The 14,598-nt window shown below is 67.9% G+C and carries 16 protein-coding genes; 8 read left to right on the top strand and 8 right to left on the bottom strand.

Annotation, left to right across the window (positions count from 1 at the left end):
• Nucleotides 1-51: 51 nt before the first annotated feature.
• Together CR156_RS00965 and sufT are read right to left on the bottom strand one after the other, a co-directional pair.
• Nucleotides 52-1,146, bottom strand: coding sequence for a branched-chain amino acid aminotransferase (locus CR156_RS00965; RefSeq protein WP_100463132.1), 1,095 nt, complete (start codon nucleotides 1,144-1,146; stop codon nucleotides 52-54).
• A gap of 59 nt (nucleotides 1,147-1,205) precedes the next feature.
• On the bottom strand, nucleotides 1,206-1,757 hold the full coding sequence (gene sufT, locus CR156_RS00960) for a putative Fe-S cluster assembly protein SufT (RefSeq protein ID WP_025877975.1): 552 nt from the start codon (nucleotides 1,755-1,757) through the stop codon (nucleotides 1,206-1,208).
• A gap of 121 nt (nucleotides 1,758-1,878) precedes the next feature.
• On the opposite strand from sufT, the gene CR156_RS00955 reads away from it, so the two are divergent.
• Entirely contained in the window at nucleotides 1,879-2,298 is a 420-nt protein-coding gene (locus CR156_RS00955; RefSeq protein ID WP_089238939.1) for a hypothetical protein, read from the top strand.
• A 100-nt stretch (nucleotides 2,299-2,398) separates the two neighbouring features.
• Here CR156_RS00955 and CR156_RS00950 read toward each other — a convergent pair whose 3' ends face one another.
• Nucleotides 2,399-3,859 (bottom strand): NAD(P)(+) transhydrogenase (Re/Si-specific) subunit beta, encoded by a 1,461-nt coding sequence (locus CR156_RS00950; protein WP_100551628.1) that lies wholly within the window; start codon nucleotides 3,857-3,859, stop codon nucleotides 2,399-2,401.
• Entirely contained in the window at nucleotides 3,856-4,176 is a 321-nt protein-coding gene (locus CR156_RS00945; protein WP_089238935.1) for an NAD(P) transhydrogenase subunit alpha part 2, read from the bottom strand. Before CR156_RS00945 ends, CR156_RS00950 begins: the two co-directional genes overlap by 4 nt.
• A 97-nt stretch (nucleotides 4,177-4,273) precedes the next feature.
• On the opposite strand from CR156_RS00945, the gene CR156_RS00940 reads away from it, so the two are divergent.
• From CR156_RS00940 to CR156_RS00930, 3 genes are read left to right on the top strand one after another with little or no spacing between them, the layout of a single operon-like run.
• Nucleotides 4,274-4,858, top strand: a complete 585-nt coding sequence (locus tag CR156_RS00940; RefSeq protein WP_100551627.1) for an RNA polymerase sigma factor — start codon at nucleotides 4,274-4,276, stop codon at nucleotides 4,856-4,858.
• Nucleotides 4,855-5,181, top strand: coding sequence for a hypothetical protein (locus tag CR156_RS00935; RefSeq protein WP_100551626.1), 327 nt, complete (start codon nucleotides 4,855-4,857; stop codon nucleotides 5,179-5,181). Before CR156_RS00940 ends, CR156_RS00935 begins: the two co-directional genes overlap by 4 nt.
• 4 nt (nucleotides 5,182-5,185) lie before the next feature.
• Complete coding sequence (locus CR156_RS00930) at nucleotides 5,186-5,650, top strand: DUF3106 domain-containing protein (RefSeq protein WP_100551625.1); 465 nt, start codon at nucleotides 5,186-5,188, stop codon at nucleotides 5,648-5,650.
• A 74-nt stretch (nucleotides 5,651-5,724) separates the two neighbouring features.
• On the opposite strand, the gene CR156_RS00925 is transcribed toward CR156_RS00930, so the two are convergent.
• Nucleotides 5,725-6,804, bottom strand: a complete 1,080-nt coding sequence (locus tag CR156_RS00925) for an NAD(P) transhydrogenase subunit alpha (protein WP_100551624.1) — start codon at nucleotides 6,802-6,804, stop codon at nucleotides 5,725-5,727.
• A gap of 52 nt (nucleotides 6,805-6,856) precedes the next feature.
• Entirely contained in the window at nucleotides 6,857-9,178 is a 2,322-nt protein-coding gene (locus CR156_RS00920) for a DUF1631 domain-containing protein (protein WP_100551623.1), read from the bottom strand.
• A gap of 332 nt (nucleotides 9,179-9,510) precedes the next feature.
• Between CR156_RS00920 and CR156_RS00915 the strand changes: the two genes are divergently transcribed.
• Genes CR156_RS00915 through CR156_RS00900 form a run of 4 tightly spaced genes read left to right on the top strand, consistent with a single transcriptional unit; the run spans nucleotide 9,511 to nucleotide 12,371 of the window.
• Nucleotides 9,511-10,092: a nitroreductase family protein gene (locus tag CR156_RS00915; RefSeq protein WP_100554048.1), complete on the top strand. Its 582-nt coding sequence runs from the start codon at nucleotides 9,511-9,513 to the stop codon at nucleotides 10,090-10,092.
• Nucleotides 10,089-11,030, top strand: a complete 942-nt coding sequence (locus tag CR156_RS00910) for a 5'-3' exonuclease (RefSeq protein ID WP_100551622.1) — start codon at nucleotides 10,089-10,091, stop codon at nucleotides 11,028-11,030. Before CR156_RS00915 ends, CR156_RS00910 begins: the two co-directional genes overlap by 4 nt.
• On the top strand, nucleotides 11,027-11,581 hold the full coding sequence (locus tag CR156_RS00905; RefSeq protein WP_100551621.1) for an NUDIX hydrolase: 555 nt from the start codon (nucleotides 11,027-11,029) through the stop codon (nucleotides 11,579-11,581). Before CR156_RS00910 ends, CR156_RS00905 begins: the two co-directional genes overlap by 4 nt.
• The gene (locus tag CR156_RS00900) at nucleotides 11,574-12,371 is read left to right on the top strand and encodes an N-formylglutamate amidohydrolase (RefSeq protein ID WP_100551620.1); all 798 of its coding nucleotides are present in this window, start codon (nucleotides 11,574-11,576) and stop codon (nucleotides 12,369-12,371) included. Before CR156_RS00905 ends, CR156_RS00900 begins: the two co-directional genes overlap by 8 nt.
• Before the next feature lie 71 nt (nucleotides 12,372-12,442).
• Here the strand turns inward: CR156_RS00900 and CR156_RS00895 are convergent, their stop codons facing one another.
• Together CR156_RS00895 and CR156_RS00890 are read right to left on the bottom strand one after the other, a co-directional pair.
• Nucleotides 12,443-13,114, bottom strand: coding sequence for a DUF7716 domain-containing protein (locus tag CR156_RS00895; RefSeq protein ID WP_100551619.1), 672 nt, complete (start codon nucleotides 13,112-13,114; stop codon nucleotides 12,443-12,445).
• Entirely contained in the window at nucleotides 13,111-14,529 is a 1,419-nt protein-coding gene (locus CR156_RS00890) for an MFS transporter (protein WP_100551618.1), read from the bottom strand. Before CR156_RS00890 ends, CR156_RS00895 begins: the two co-directional genes overlap by 4 nt.
• Nucleotides 14,530-14,598 lie beyond the last annotated feature (69 nt).

The raw sequence follows: 14,598 nt of genomic DNA, 5'->3' as shown, positions 1-14,598 counted from the left end.
TCCGGAGGAGCAGCCGAGCGTGGGCTCGGCTCTACAGTTCAATGCAGGCGATCAACCCAGCTTGACCAGCCAACCGTGGCGGTCCGGCAGGCGGCCGTACTGGATGTCGGTCAGTTCCTTGCGCAGCGACATGGTCACTTCGCCGGCAGGCGCATCGATGTCACCCACCGAGAAGCCTTCGCCCTTCAGCTGGCCGATCGGGGTGACCACCGCAGCGGTACCGCAGGCGAACACTTCAGCGATCTCGCCGGAGGTCACGCCCTGCTTCCACTCGTCAATGGTGACCTTGCGCTCTTCGACCTTCATGCCGCGGTCGCGGGCCAGCTGCAGGATGCTCTCGCGGGTGATGCCCTCGAGGATGCTGCCGGACAGTTCCGGCGTGACCAGCGTGCCGTCCTTGTAGACCAGGAACACGTTCATGCCGCCCAGTTCTTCCAGATACTTGCCTTCGACCGGGTCCAGGAACAGCACCTGCGAGCAGCCCTGTGCCTGCGCCTTCTGCTGCGGCAGCAGCGACGCGGCATAGTTGCCACCGCACTTGGCCGCACCGGTGCCGCCCTTGGCCGCACGCGCGTACTCGGTGGACAGCCAGATCGACACCGGGGCGACGCCCTTGGCGAAGTACGGGCCGGCCGGGCTGGCGATCACGTAGTAACCGGCCTTGTGTGCACCGCGCACGCCAAGGAAGGCTTCATCGCCGATCATGAACGGACGGAAATACAGGCTCGACTCATCGGCCGACGGCACCCAGGCGCTGTCGACGGCGATCATCTGCTTCAGCGATTCGACGAAGATCTCCACCGGCAGTTCCGGCAGCGCCAGGCGCTGCGCCGAACGCTGCAGGCGACGGCCGTTGGCATCGGGGCGGAAGGTCCAGATCGAACCATCAGCATGGCGGTAGGCCTTGATGCCCTCGAAAATCTCCTGGCCGTAGTGCAGCACGGCCGCGGCCGGGTCCAGCTGCAGCGGACCATAGGCACGCACGTTGGCGTTGTGCCAGCCGGTGTCCTTGTCCCAGCGCACTTCCACCATGTGGTCGGTGAAGTGCAGGCCGAAGCCCGGCTTCTCCAGGATCTGGGCGCGCTCTTCAGCGCTGCGCGGGTGGTCCGAACGGGTGACGGCGAAGCTGGGAATGGACTGGGACACCGGAGATTTCCTGTTCTGGTTGCGGGTAATGCCGGGCCCGCGTCACTGCGGGCCGTGGGTCAAAGCATGCCGGTTTCGAGGCGCGCAGCCTCGGACATCATGTGCTGGTTCCACGGCGGATCGAAGACCAGCTCGACGTCGGCCTCGGCCACCGTCGGGATCATTTCAAGCTTGCTGCGCACGTCGTCGACCAGGATGTCGCCCATGCCGCACGCGGGCGCGGTCAGGGTCATCTTCACGTCGATCTCGCGCTGCCCTTCGTCCAGGTGCTTGATCTCGACCTCGTAGACCAGGCCCAGTTCGACGATGTTCACCGGAATTTCCGGGTCGAAACAGGTGCGCAGCTGCTGCCACACCAGTTGTTCGACCTGCTCGTCGCTGGCATCGTCGGGCAGCTCCAGCGGCGCCGGCGCTTCCTTGCCGATGGCATCGCCATCCTTGCCGGCGATGCGGAACAGATTGCCCTCGACGAACACCGAATAACTGCCGCCCAACGCCTGGGTGATGTACCCATAGCTGCCGGCGGGCAGGGTCACGGTGTCGCCCTGCGGGACCATCACGGCCTCGCAATCGCGTTCGAAGTGGACAGGTTCGCTGCTACGGGAATACATGGGGACCGATATGGGGCTGCGGCCGAAGCCACGCAAGACGGCATTCTAACGTAGGCGCCCGGCCCTCGCCGGTGCACTGCGGCAAACCACAGTATCCTGTGGGTGACCTTCAGGAGCTTCGATGTCCTCCAATGCCGCACGCGCCAGGACCGTTACCTGGCTCTGGCCCTTCATGCTGTTGCTGGCGCTGGCCACCGCCCCCCTCGCCTGGATGCTGATCGCCCTGTTCACCGGCCGTCCGGTCGGCTGGATGGCGGTACTGACCGCCCTGGAACTGGTGTTCATGCTGCGTCTGGGCACACTTGGCCCCGGCAAGCTGCGCATCGCCCTGGTGGTGCTGGGCACGCTGCTGGTGGCCGCCATCGCGAACTGGGCCATCGCCAGTGCCTGGATGGGCGGCTCGATGGGCCTGAACCCGTGGGACGCCTCGCTGCGGATGGGCCCGCACCTGGCCTGGACGCTGATCACCCTGGCCAATGGCGTGGTCGAATGGCTGTGGCTGGCGGTGGCCGTTGTGATTGGAGCGTGGCTGGCGCGTTGATCGCGCCGGTGATGCCCTGGTAGATCCACGCCACGCGTGGATGGGTGGTTGGATCTGGGGTCGGAGCCCTTTCCTGCGGAAAGGGATCCGACCCCAACCCTCAATGCCCGCCGTCGAGCGCCTTCAGTTCGCTGACCAGCGACGCCGCCGCCTCTGCACCATCGCCGTACAGCATGCGCGTGTTGTCGGCGTAGAACAGCGCATTCTCGATGCCGGCAAAGCCGGTGCCCTTGCCGCGCTTGATCACCACCACGTTGCGCGCGTTGACCACGTCCAGCACCGGCATGCCGTAGATCGGGCTGGCCGGATCGGTGCGCGCCACCGGATTGACCACGTCGTTGGCGCCGATCACCAGCACCACGTCGGTGGTGGCGAATTCGGGATTGATGTCGTCCATGTCCGCGATCAGGTCATACGGCACACCCGCTTCGGCCAGCAGCACGTTCATGTGCCCGGGCATGCGCCCGGCCACTGGGTGGATGGCGAACTTCACCTTCACCCCGCGCGTGATCAACCGCTGCGCCAGTTCCCAGATCTTGTGCTGGGCCTGGGCCACGGCCATGCCATAGCCGGGCACGATCACCACACGTTCGGCAAAGCCCATCATCGCGGCCACGTCGGCCGCTTCGATGGGCTTCTGCGAACCGGAAATCGCCTGCACTTCCCCCCCGGCGCCACCGCCGAAATTGGAGAACAGCACGTTGCGGATCGGCCGGTTCATCGCCTTGGCCATCAACCGGGTCAGCAGGATGCCGGCTGCGCCGACCATCATGCCGGCAATGATCAATGCTTCGTTGCCCAGCACGTAGCCTTCGAAGGACACCGCCAGGCCGGTGAACGCGTTGTACAGCGAGATCACCACGGGCATGTCGGCGCCACCGATCGGCAGCGTCATCAACACGCCCAGCGCCAGCGCCAGCACGAAGAAGGCAACGATGGCCCAGGTGCTGAGCGTGCTTGCAGCGATGATGCCCAGCACCACTACGGCCAGCGCCACCAGCAGGTTCATCACCTGCTGGCCCGGCCAGGTCACGCGCTTGTCGAGTCGGCCATCGAGTTTGGCCCAGGCGATCACCGAGCCGGACAGCGACACCGCACCGATCGCTGCGCCGACCACGGCCAGCACCAGCACCGTGCCGGACGGCTGGCGCGCGGCCAGGTCGGCCAGCGCCTGCGCGCTCCAGTGGGTGGTATCGCGGTTGGCCAGGAAGGCATAGCGCAGCAGTTCCACCGCACCGATGGCCGCCGCCGAGCCACCGCCCATGCCGTTGTACAGCGCGACCATCTGCGGCATGTCGGTGACCGCGACCTTGCCCGCCGACCACCAGGCCAGGCCGGCACCCAGCAGCAGTGCCACCAGGATCAGCGGCACGTTGTGCAGTTCGGGCAGGAAGAAGGTCGCCACCGTGGCCAGCAGCATGCCCAGCCCCGCCCAGCGGATACCGCTGCTTGCGGTCATCGGCGAGGCCATGCGCTGCAGGCCGAGCAGGAACAACGTGGCGGCAACCAGGTAGCTGGCCTTGACCAGCCAATCGAGCAGTTCGACAGTGCTGATGTTCAAGCCTGTGGCTCCTTCGGTTCATCGTTGCCGGTCTTGCGCACGCTCGGCTTGAACATTTCCAGCATGCGCGCGGTGACCACATAGCCGCCGGCTGCGTTGCCGGCGCCGAGTACCACGGCAAGGAACCCCAGGATTTTCTCCAGCGGTGTCTGCGCGTGCCCCAGCACCACCATCGCGCCGATCAGCACGATGCCGTGGATGAAGTTGGAGCCCGACATCAACGGGGTATGCAGGATCACCGGGACCCGGGAAATGATCACGTGGCCGGCAATCGCGGCCAACATGAAGATGTACAGCGCCACGAACCCGTCACTCACCGGCAACGCTCCTGCTCTGTCTTCGTCGCCCCATCATAACCACGGGCTGAACCCGGCGCGCGTTCCGGTCAACCACAACCGCGCTCACGCGTTGTCGATGGTGACCCCTGCCGAGGAACCGTACCCTGTGCTGGTGAGCAGCCCTGTCCCCTCAACCACCGATGCCGACGCCGTTCCGGCCTCGCTGGAAGCGTTCCTGGCCAGCGTCGGGCCGCGCGCCTTCCGCTTCGCCGAGGCCGGCCTGCGCCAGCGTGATGACGCGCTGGATGCGGTGCAGGATGCGCTGCTGCGCATGCTGGACTACGCCGACAAGCCGGCCGCCGAGTGGGCGCCGTTGTTCTGGAGCATCCTGCGCCGGCGGGTGATCGACCTGCAGCGCCGCCGCCGCTTCCGCCTGCCGTTCTGGCGCGACAACCAGGACGCCGACGGTGGCGAGATCGACTGGGCCGACCCTGGCCCGGACCCCGCGCAGGCGCACGAGCAGCGCCAGCAGTACCAGCAGCTGGTGCAGGCACTGCGCGCGCTGCCCGCCCGCCAGCGCGAAGCCTTCACCCTGCGCGTGCTGCAGGACCTGGACGGCGCCACCACCGCCCGCGCCATGGGCTGCAGCGAGGGCGCGGTAAAGACCCATCTGGCGCGCGCCCGACAGGCGCTGCAGAATCAACTGGAGATGCACCTGTGAACCGCCCCCTGCCTTCCGATGACGCCCTGCGCAGCCTGCACGCGCAGTCGTTGCAGGCGCTGTCGCCGGCCACGCTGGCACGCCTGCGTAGTGCCCGTCACAGCGCTGCCAGAGCGCACGCCGGTCGCTGGCGCTGGTGGCTGGCCAGCGCCTGTTCGCTGGTGATCGCGCTGGGCATCGGTGTCCAGTTCGTCGGCCCGGGCGAGCATCAGGGCGCTGCCACCACGCCGATCGCGGCCGCAGAAGAAGACAATGGCGCGCTGTACGACGAGAATCCCGATCTGTACCTGTGGCTGGGCGACAACGACCTGGCGATGGAGTGAACCCATGTTGCGATACCCCTCCCTGCCCCTGCTGATCGCCCTGACCCTGTTGCCGGCTGCGTCGGCCCTGGCACAGGCCTCCGCACCGGTGCCTGCCACCCGGCCGGCACCTGCTGCCACGCCGCTGCCAAACTGGGAACAGCTGGGCCCGGCCCAGCGCGAGGCGCTGCTGGCGCCGCTGCGTGACCGCTGGAACGGCGCCGATCCCGCGCAGCGCCAGCGCATGCTGTCGCACGGCCAGCGCTGGCAGTCGATGAGCCCGGAAGAGCGCGACAAGGCCCGCCGCGGCCTGCGCCGCTTCGAACACATGAGCCCGGAACAGCGCGAGCAGGCCCGGGCGCTGTTCGGCCAGATGCGTGACCTCAGCCCGGCCCAGCGCGATGCCATGCGCGAGCGCTGGTCACAGATGAGCGCGGACGAACGCAGGGAATGGGTGCGCGACAATCCGCCGCCGGCGAAGCCGCGGTAACCCGCCATCCGCACGCGGGGCCCCTCATCCACGCATGGCGTGGATCTACCGGAGAGGCAACCGGCGTTGCCGGGTCATGCCTGCCAGCGTGTCTTCGCCAGCAGCTCGTCTTCCCAGTCGAAACCAAGCTGGCCTTCGCGCACGAACAGGGCGACGAAGTTCATCAGGTTGCGCGCATACATCTCGCTGGCCTGGGTCGCACCCAAGCTGGCCAGGCCCAGCGGGCCGTCGATGGTCACGCCCTGGTGCTCGATGCATTCGCCGGGCTGGGTCAGTTCGCAGTTGCCACCACTCTCTGCGGCCAGATCGACGATCACGCTGCCCGCTGCCATGCCTTCGACCATCGCGGCGGTGACGATCGTCGGCGCACGGCGTCCCGGCACGGCGGCAGTGCAGACCACCACGTCCACGCTGCGCAGATGGTCGCCCAGGCGCCGCTGCTGTTCGGCGCGTTCTTCATCGGTCAGCGCCCGCGCGTACCCGCCCTCGCCCGCCGCGCTTACCCCGAGATCGAGGAAGCGCGCACCGAGCGACTGGATCTGCTCGCGGGTTTCCGGGCGCACGTCGAAGCCCTCCACCTGCGCACCCAGGCGGCGCGAGGTGGCAATGGCCTGCAGGCCGGCGACACCGGCGCCGATCACCAGCACCTTGGCTGGACGCACGGTACCGGCGGCAGTGGTCAGCATCGGGAAGAAGCGCGGCGCACGTTCGGCAGCGATCAATGCCGCCTTGTAGCCGGCCATGCCCGCCTGCGAACTGAGTACGTCCATCGCCTGCGCGCGCGTGGTGCGCGGCAACTGCTGCAGCGGGAACAGGTGCAGGCGGTCATCCGAAGCCAATGCGGCCAACGCCGGGTCAGCCGCCGGGGTCAGCAGCCCGACCACACTGGCGCCCGGCTTGAGCTGGGCCAGCACCTCGGCCGCTGGTGCCTGCACGCACAGCAGGATGTCGATCTCGGCCCAACGGGCGGCGTCGAATGCGCGGGCACCTGCGTCGTCGTAGGCGGCATCGGTGAAACCGGCGGCCTGGCCCGCACCGGGCTGATACCACACGGTGATGCCCAGCGCACCGAGCTTGCGCGCCGTCTCCGGCGTGAGCGCAACGCGTCGTTCGCCCGGCGCGGTCTCCTTGATCCCCAGCAACGCCACGGCCATGCAGATTCCCGCTGATCGGTGAGTGGGTCCGATCCTAGCAGGCGTACGCGGCTCAGTGCAGCGTCGCACCACCCGGGTCGAGGCGGTCAAGCACGCCCTGCATGGCGCTGTCGAAGGCGCCATCGTCGACGTGGGGACGCAGGCGACCCAACCGCACCATCACCGCCAGCTCCTCGGGCGAGGCCACGCAGAAGCGCACGCCACGACGGTTGACGAACAGCAGGCGCGCGGAAATCGGGCTGATCCAGGACAGCTTGCCGGCCTGCACCTTGCCATCCTTGTCGACGAAGTCCAGCCAGTTGCCGATTTCCATCCGGCGGAAGCGATCGGCATCGGCGTTGTCGAAATCGTCGGTATTGAAGCTACTGCCCAGCTCCACGGCCGGCGTTTCCGGTGCCGGCGGTGCGGGCAGCACCACCTGCGGCAGCTCAGGCAACGCGCGCTGCAGCTCCGGTCGCGATTCGGCGATGCCCTGCAATGTGTCGTGCAGCGCATCGACGGCGGCGGTGGCTGCGTCGCCATGCACGCCGACGCTGGCAAACACCTTGGCCAGCAGCGGCTGCCAGGCCTGCAGCCACGGCTTGCCTACAATCTGCCGGCGCGCCTCGGCCACTTCCTCCAGCAGGCCATCGGCCAGGTTCAGCGCCTCGGCCACCGAAGCCCCCTCCTCGCCCTCGCGCAGCAGCGCCAAGGTCAGATGGTGCTGCCAGGGCTGGCGCAGGAATTCGGCGATCGCCGGCGGCAGGGTGGCGTCGCCGATGCGACGATCCAGTTCGGCACCGGCACGGGTACGGGCCATTTCCAGCTTTTCCTGGCCGCGCTGGGTCTCGGCGGCCCGACGCTCGGCGATTTCCACGCGACGGCGGTGCTGTACCAGGAAATCGCGGAACTCTTCTTCCAGGGTCAGGAAGATTGCCAGGTTCTCGTTGAACTCGGCGACCAACCGCTCGATGATTTCTTCGACCTTGGCCATCAGCATGCGTTCGGCCTGGCTTTCGCCGGTGTTGCCCTCGCAGGCTTCAGCCAGCGAATTGAGCAGCTTGCGCGCCGGGTGGGTCTTCTGCACGAACATGCGGCGATCCAGCATCGCCACCTTCACGAACGGAACCACCAGGCGGCCGATCAGCTCACGCGAGCGGCCTTCCAGTTCACGCTCATCGAGCATCACGTCGAACAGCATGCCGACCAGGTCGATCGCATCCTCGTCCTGCGCGTCCAGCCGGGTCTGGCCCGGATCGACACCCAGCCGGGTGGCGCTGGACAGCACTTCGCTCTTCAAGCGCTGCGCCAGGGATTCGCCGTCCTCGCCGATCGCCGCGCGCAGGGTCGCACTGGGCGTGGCCTGCAGCAGCGACAGTACGGACATCATTTCGCGCTGGCTCAACGGGCGATGCTGGCCGACCGCGACCTGCGCCGCAGAGGTCGCGTCCTCGCGCACGTGGCGGGTCTGCTGCAGCAGTTCGTGCAGGGCCTCCAGCAGCATGCCCTGCTGGCCGGAATAGGCTTCACCGGACGGGCTCTCTTCGCCACCCGCGTGTTGCTGCATGTGGCCACGACGCTCCGACCAGCGCGCGGCGAATCGCTGCGCCCAGGCCGGTGCGGCCTGTTCGTCGTCATTGAATTCGTTGTCGAAGCCAGGTGCCGTGCGCTGCTCGACCAGATCATCCAGGCCATGCGCAACGTGCTGCGTCGGGGCCGGCGCCAGTGGTCGGCGCGGGGCGCCCATCTGCGACATCACCCCGGCCGCGGCCAGGTGCTCGTCCAGCTTTTCGTAGATGCGGCCCACCGGCGCGCGCAGGTCGCGCTCGCACAGCTTGATCAGCACCAGGTGCACTTCCGGGGCAAGCTCACAGCCGGCGAAGGCTTCGTGGATGGCCACGCCCAGATGCTCGGGGCTGATCGGGTTGCGGTCGGCATCGAGGTCGATACCGCCGCCCAGCCAGCCCAGGCGACGGTCGAGCCGCGCCAGCACCGGCTTGAAGTCGCGCAGCAGCACGGTGGCGAAGTTGCGCACCGCCAACCGCGATTCCAGTACATGTTCCGGCACCAGGCTCAGGCCGTCCTGGGCCTGTCCGGACAGGGTCAGCTCGGCAGAGACGGGCTCGCCCGCAGCCAAGCCGGCCCAGGCATGGCCGAGATGGCCAGCGAAGGCACCGGCAATCTCCTCACGGCGGCGACGCAGCTCGCGCATCGCGTCCAGGAACAGCAACTGCGACGAGCCGGCATTGCCGGCACGGTCGAACAGGGCATCATCGAAGCGGGCCAGTGCCGCGCCAAAGGCCTGGCACAACGCCGGCAGGACGATGTCCCGGGCAAGCTGGAGCTGGGCCGGGTCACGGCCCGGCGATCCCATCGGAGTGGGCGCGCTCATCATTCGGGAAGGCTCCCCACCTTCTCTGGTGCGACAGACATCATGGACATCGCGACGGCCGGTGCACCCCATGCACCGGTCCCTCGATGGTAGGCCGGCCAGCCCATCACGGACAGTGAAACAGTCCTCACTTCAAACCTCATGAACGGCGGCCCGGCAATATTACGTATCGTAAGCCGTGCAGGGCCTGCGAGGCGAGGGGAAGCGGGGCTCCGTGATCCGCCAGTGGCATGATGTTCATCACAGTTTGCTATTCAGGGGTCTGACGCGACACAAACGGCGTCATCTACCTCCCCGACTATAATCAGCGACCCGTGATGACCGGTTCAGACTCCATGCCCGACCCTGCTGCCCTGCTTGCCCTGGATGCCCGCCGTTCGGTGCCCTCGCGGCAACTGGGCGAGCCCGGACCAGACCCGGCCACCCTGCAGCGGATGCTGGCCTCGGCGGTGCGCGTGCCCGACCACGGCAAGCGCGTGCCGTTCCGCTTCCTGAAGATCGCCGGCGATGCACGTCACACTCTGGGCGACTTCCTGGCCGCGCGCAGCCGTGAGCGAGACCCGCATGCCGGCGACGCCGTGTTCGAGAAGGACCGCCAGCGCTTCAGCCACGCACCCCTGGTGATCGTGGTGGTGGCCAGCCCGCGCCCGGACCCGAAGGTGCCCGCGCAGGAACAGCTGATGACCGCTGGCTGCGTGTGCTTTGCTCTGTTGCAGGCGGCCCAGGCGCTGGGCTTCGGCGCGCAGTGGCTGACCGCGTGGATGGCCTTTGATCCCGCCGTGCACGCCCATCTGGGACTGGCCGAGGGCGAAGGCATTGCCGGTTTCATCCACATCGGCACGCCCAAGGCCGAGGTGCCCGAGCGCGAGCGCCCGGACCCGGCGGCCCTGCTGCGTGACTGGACCCCGCCGGCATGAGCCTGCCGGCACCGCCGCCGCTGTACCTGGTCGACGCCAGCATCTATGTGTTCCGCGCCTGGCATTCGCTGCCGGACGAGTTCCAGGACAGCCAGGGCTGGCCGACCAACGCCGTGCATGGTTTCGCCCGTTTCCTGCTCGACCTGCTGGAACGCGAGCGCCCGCGGCACATCGCCATCGCCTTCGATGAAGCGCTCGACAGCGGCTTCCGCCACCGCCTGTACCCGGCCTACAAGGCCAACCGCGACCCGGCGCCGGAAGCGCTCAAGCGCCAGTTCGTGCACTGCAAGGCGCTGTGCGCGGCACTGGGCCTGGCGGTGCTGGCCCACCATGATTACGAAGCCGACGACCTGATCGGCAGCGCCCTGCATGGCCATCGCAACAGCCATCGCGGCGTGATCATTTCCGCCGACAAGGACCTGTCGCAGTTGCTGCTCGACCATGACGAGCAATGGGACTACGCACGCAACCAGCGCTGGGACGTGGCCGGGGTAAAGGCCAGGCACGGTGTGCACGCGCACCAGATCGCCGACTACCTGGCGCTGTGCGGCGATGCGGTCGACAACATCCCGGGGATCAGCGGTGTCGGCGCCAAATCGGCAGCCGTGCTGCTGGCCCATTTCGGCAGCATGGACGTGCTGTACGAACGCCTCGACGAAGTGCCGTTCCTGCGCCTGCGCGGCGCGGCCCAGATGGCGGTGCGCCTGCGTGAGCAGCGCGAGCACGCCCAGCTCTGGCGCCAGCTGACCACCATCGCCCTGGACGCCCCACTGGAAGGCTGCCAGCCCGGCATGCCGCGCCAGGCGGCCGATCCAGAGCTGCTTGGCGGCCTGTGCCAGACCCTGCGCTTCGGCCCCATGACCCGTCGTCGGCTGTTCAATGCCGCCGGCATTTCCGACCCCGTTCCCACTTCTCCCACTTCCAGCGAGCCCGCATGAGCCAGCGCAACACCGAAGCACCGCGTGTCGTCTACGAAGGCAAATACCAGCGCATGGTGGTGCGCGGCACCTGGGAATACAGCGAGCGCACCCACGCCGGTGGCCTGGCCGCGATCATCATCGCCGTCACCCCCGAGGACAAGGTGCTGTTCGTCGAACAGTTCCGCGTGCCGCTGCAGGCACCGACCATCGAGATGCCGGCCGGGCTGGTCGGCGACATCGATGCGGGCGAGTCGATCGAAGTTTCCGCGGTACGCGAGCTGGAAGAGGAAACCGGCTGGACCGCCGAGCACGCCGAAGTGCTGATGATCGGTCCTACCTCCTCCGGTGCCAGCAGCGAGAAGATCGCCTTCGTCCGTGCCACCGGCCTGCGTCGCATCGGCGAAGGCGGCGGCGACGAGAGCGAGGACATCACCGTGCATGAGATCCCACGCACGCAGGCGGCCGCCTGGCTGGTGCAGAAAATGGCCGAAGGCTATGAAGCCGATGCCAAGCTGTGGGCCGGCCTGTGGATGATCGAGCACCACCTGGACGGCCGCCCCCGTGGCTGATGCCGGCCTGCACGCGCTGCCGGCGCTGCTGGGTGCCGACGATCCGGCGATCTTCAGCGTGCACCGTGCGCAGGGCGCTTCGCCGTTCCTGCTGCTGGCCGATCATGCAGGCCAGCGGGTACCGCGTGCGCTGGCCGATCTTGGATTGCCGCAGACCGAACTGGACCGCCATATCGGCTGGGACATCGGCATCGGCGGCACCACGCGTGCACTGGCCGAGCGGCTGGATGCGTGGGCGATCGAGCAGACCTATTCGCGGCTGCTGATCGACTGCAACCGTCCGCTGGTTTCGCCCACGCTGATCCCCGAGGTCAGCGACCACACCGTGGTGCCGGGCAATGCCGGGCTGTCGCCCGCGCAGCGGCAGCAGCGCATCAATGCGATCCACGCGCCCTACCATGCACGCATCGATGCCGAACTGGATGCGCGCCGCGATGCGGCACGGCCGACGCTGCTGGTGATGATGCACAGTTTCACCCCAGTGATGAACGGCGTTGAGCGTCCCTGGCATGCCGGCGTGCTGTACCACCAGGACACGCGCTTTGCCCACGCCTTGCTGCAGGCGCTGCGCGATGAAGGCGACCTGGTGGTGGGCGACAACGAACCCTATTCGGTCAACAGCAGCAGCGACTACGCGGTGCCGGTGCACGGCGAAGGCCGCGGCCTGGTGCATGTGGAACTGGAGATCCGCCAGGACCTGATTGCCGATGAAGCCGGGCAGCAGGCATGGGCGGAGCGGTTGGCGCGGATTTTCACCGCGTTGCAGCCGCAGTTGTTGGCGTTCGGATGACCGCATCCACGCATGGCGTGGATCTACTGGGACACTACAAGTAGATCCACGCCATGCGTGGATGATTTTCGTCAACGCAGCACGGGAACATCCATCCACGGGAACGGCTTGAACCCGCGCACCTGCACGCGTGCGCCGAGCGCTTCAACATCATCCTTGATCGCCTGTGCTCGACGCCGATCCAGTGCCTCCCCCAGCACCAACGGCAGCGCGCGGCAACGTGCCAGCGCTTCGCCCACCGGAATGTCGAGCAGGTGCGCCACGCGCTGTGCCGCAGCCTTGATTTGTTCGTCCGCACATCCCTCCAGCGTCAACCCGAACGCGGCGAATATGCCCTGCCCTACCCCGGCTGCGTGCGCAGCGGCCTGCTCGGCAGCACCCGCTTCGCCCAATGCTTCATCGACACCGTCCACCTGCAGGAAAGCGTCGTACTCGGCGTAGTACGCCAACGCTTCGGCGTAATCGCGCAGCGAAGAAAGCGGACGCTGGCGCTTCTGCACATCCAGGACGTCAGCGAACGTGGCCGGTTCCAGGTAGGTCGTCAGACCCAGCGCCTGCGCGGCCCCGGGCACCTCACCGTCATCATCGAACGCGGCGTCTTCATCGGCCGGCAACCAGAAGCGCGCCTGCAGCAGGTCGTCATCGGTGGCGTGCACCCAACCGAAGGAGGCATACACCTCATCGTCATCGTTGCAGGCGGCAAACGCCTCCAGCGTCTGGCGAAGATCAAGCAGTGCAATCATGCGTCGTTGGGCAGTGCGTCGGCGGAGCTGCAGTCTACCCTTGCCGGACGCAGGCCCAGCGCGATGACCACGCCGAGTGCAGCGAACAGCGCAGCGCCGTACTGTGCGTTGACCATGCCCTGCAGGGCATCGGCACTGGTTGCCGCCTGCGTGCCGCGCGCGGCGTTGGCCACCATCACCAGCACCGCCAGGCCCAGCGCACCACCGATCTGCTGCGCGGTGGCGGCCATGCCGGACGCTACACCCTGCTGCGGCCCCGGCACGCCCTGCCCGGCCACGATCCACATCGCCGTCCAGCTCATGCCCTGCCCCACGCTGAGCACCACGATGCCCGGCAGCAGCGGCCAGTAGCTGGCGCCGTGCGGCATCGCCAGCGCCACCGCGGCGATGCCGACGGCACCGGCGGCGAAGCCCCATGCCAACACCTGCCGCGGCGAACGGCGCTGCAGCATGCGTTCGGCAATGCGGATGCCGAAGGTGCACACCAGCGTCGGCAGCAGGAAAGCCATGCCGGCCTGCAGCGGGCTCCAGCCGTAACCATCCTGGAAGTACAGCGCCAGGAAGTAGTACTGCACGCCATAGCTACTCATGAACGCAAAGGTCAGGCCGAGTGCCGCACGCAGGCCAGGCAGGCGCAGCAGCGCGAACTGCATCAGCGGGTCACGGCTGCGCTTTTCAATCTGTACGAACACCGTCAGCAGCACGGCTGACAGCAGCAGGCAGATGAGCGTGGCCGGCGCCGTCCAGCCCCACTCCGGCCCCTGCACCAGGGTGGTGACCAGCAGGCTGCCGCCGGCGGTGACGGTGAGGCAACCGGCCAGGTCGAAGGAACGGCCGCGCACGCGCGGGCCATCGGCCGGCAGCCATGCACCGGCGGCAACCGCACAGGCGGTCGCCAGCGGCACGATCACTGCCAGCACCGCCGGCCAGCCGAAGGCCTGGGTCAGCACGCCGCCCAGCAGCGTGCCCAGCGCCAGGCCCGCCGCACTGGCCATGCTCCAGATCGCCAGCGCGCGGTTGCGCACGGGGCCTTCGGCATACAGGGTATTGATCAAGGCCAGGGTGGCCGGGAACAGCAGTGCCGCACCGATGCCCTGCGCCGCACGCGCCACGATCAGCAGCGTGGCATTGGGCGCCAGCGCGCCCAGCAGCGAGGCCAGCGCGAACAGCAGCATGCCCAGCCGATAGAAGCGGCGCCGGCCCAGCAGATCAGCCGCCCGCCCGCCCAGCAGCAGGCTGCCGCCGAAGGCCACGGTGTAGGCGCTGACCACCCACTGCAGCTGCTGCGCATTGATCTGCAGCGCGCGGCCCATGTCGTGCAGGGCAACGAAGATGATGGTGGCGTCCAGGGCGATGATCAGCTGCGCGGTGGCCAGCAGCGTCAGCGCCCAGCGCGGGTATTTCAGGGGAGGCATGAGGCGCCCGGTGCGGAGGGGGGACGGCAGTCTCATTGATGCGGACGAATCAATAAACCCCCTGGCGGC

Origin of the sequence: Stenotrophomonas lactitubi, assembly GCF_002803515.1 — a bacterium.
Lineage (GTDB): Bacteria > Pseudomonadota > Gammaproteobacteria > Xanthomonadales > Xanthomonadaceae > Stenotrophomonas > Stenotrophomonas lactitubi.
Note: the sequence above shows the minus strand (reverse complement) of the source record. Positions and strands in the feature narration are given on the sequence as shown.

What these genes read in the sequence shown, in the direction of transcription:
- sufT (WP_025877975.1), bottom strand. Translation starts at nt 1,757, where the DNA reads ATGTATTCCCGTAGCAGCGAACCTGTCCACTTCGAACGCGATTGCGAG.
- CR156_RS00955 (WP_089238939.1), top strand. Translation starts at nt 1,879, where the DNA reads ATGTCCTCCAATGCCGCACGCGCCAGGACCGTTACCTGGCTCTGGCCC.
- CR156_RS00940 (WP_100551627.1), top strand. Translation starts at nt 4,274, where the DNA reads ATGGTGACCCCTGCCGAGGAACCGTACCCTGTGCTGGTGAGCAGCCCT.
- CR156_RS00930 (WP_100551625.1), top strand. Translation starts at nt 5,186, where the DNA reads ATGTTGCGATACCCCTCCCTGCCCCTGCTGATCGCCCTGACCCTGTTG.
- CR156_RS00925 (WP_100551624.1), bottom strand. Translation starts at nt 6,804, where the DNA reads ATGGCCGTGGCGTTGCTGGGGATCAAGGAGACCGCGCCGGGCGAACGA.
- CR156_RS00920 (WP_100551623.1), bottom strand. Translation starts at nt 9,178, where the DNA reads ATGATGAGCGCGCCCACTCCGATGGGATCGCCGGGCCGTGACCCGGCC.
- CR156_RS00915 (WP_100554048.1), top strand. Translation starts at nt 9,511, where the DNA reads ATGCCCGACCCTGCTGCCCTGCTTGCCCTGGATGCCCGCCGTTCGGTG.
- CR156_RS00910 (WP_100551622.1), top strand. Translation starts at nt 10,089, where the DNA reads ATGAGCCTGCCGGCACCGCCGCCGCTGTACCTGGTCGACGCCAGCATC.
- CR156_RS00905 (WP_100551621.1), top strand. Translation starts at nt 11,027, where the DNA reads ATGAGCCAGCGCAACACCGAAGCACCGCGTGTCGTCTACGAAGGCAAA.
- CR156_RS00895 (WP_100551619.1), bottom strand. Translation starts at nt 13,114, where the DNA reads ATGATTGCACTGCTTGATCTTCGCCAGACGCTGGAGGCGTTTGCCGCC.
- CR156_RS00890 (WP_100551618.1), bottom strand. Translation starts at nt 14,529, where the DNA reads ATGCCTCCCCTGAAATACCCGCGCTGGGCGCTGACGCTGCTGGCCACC.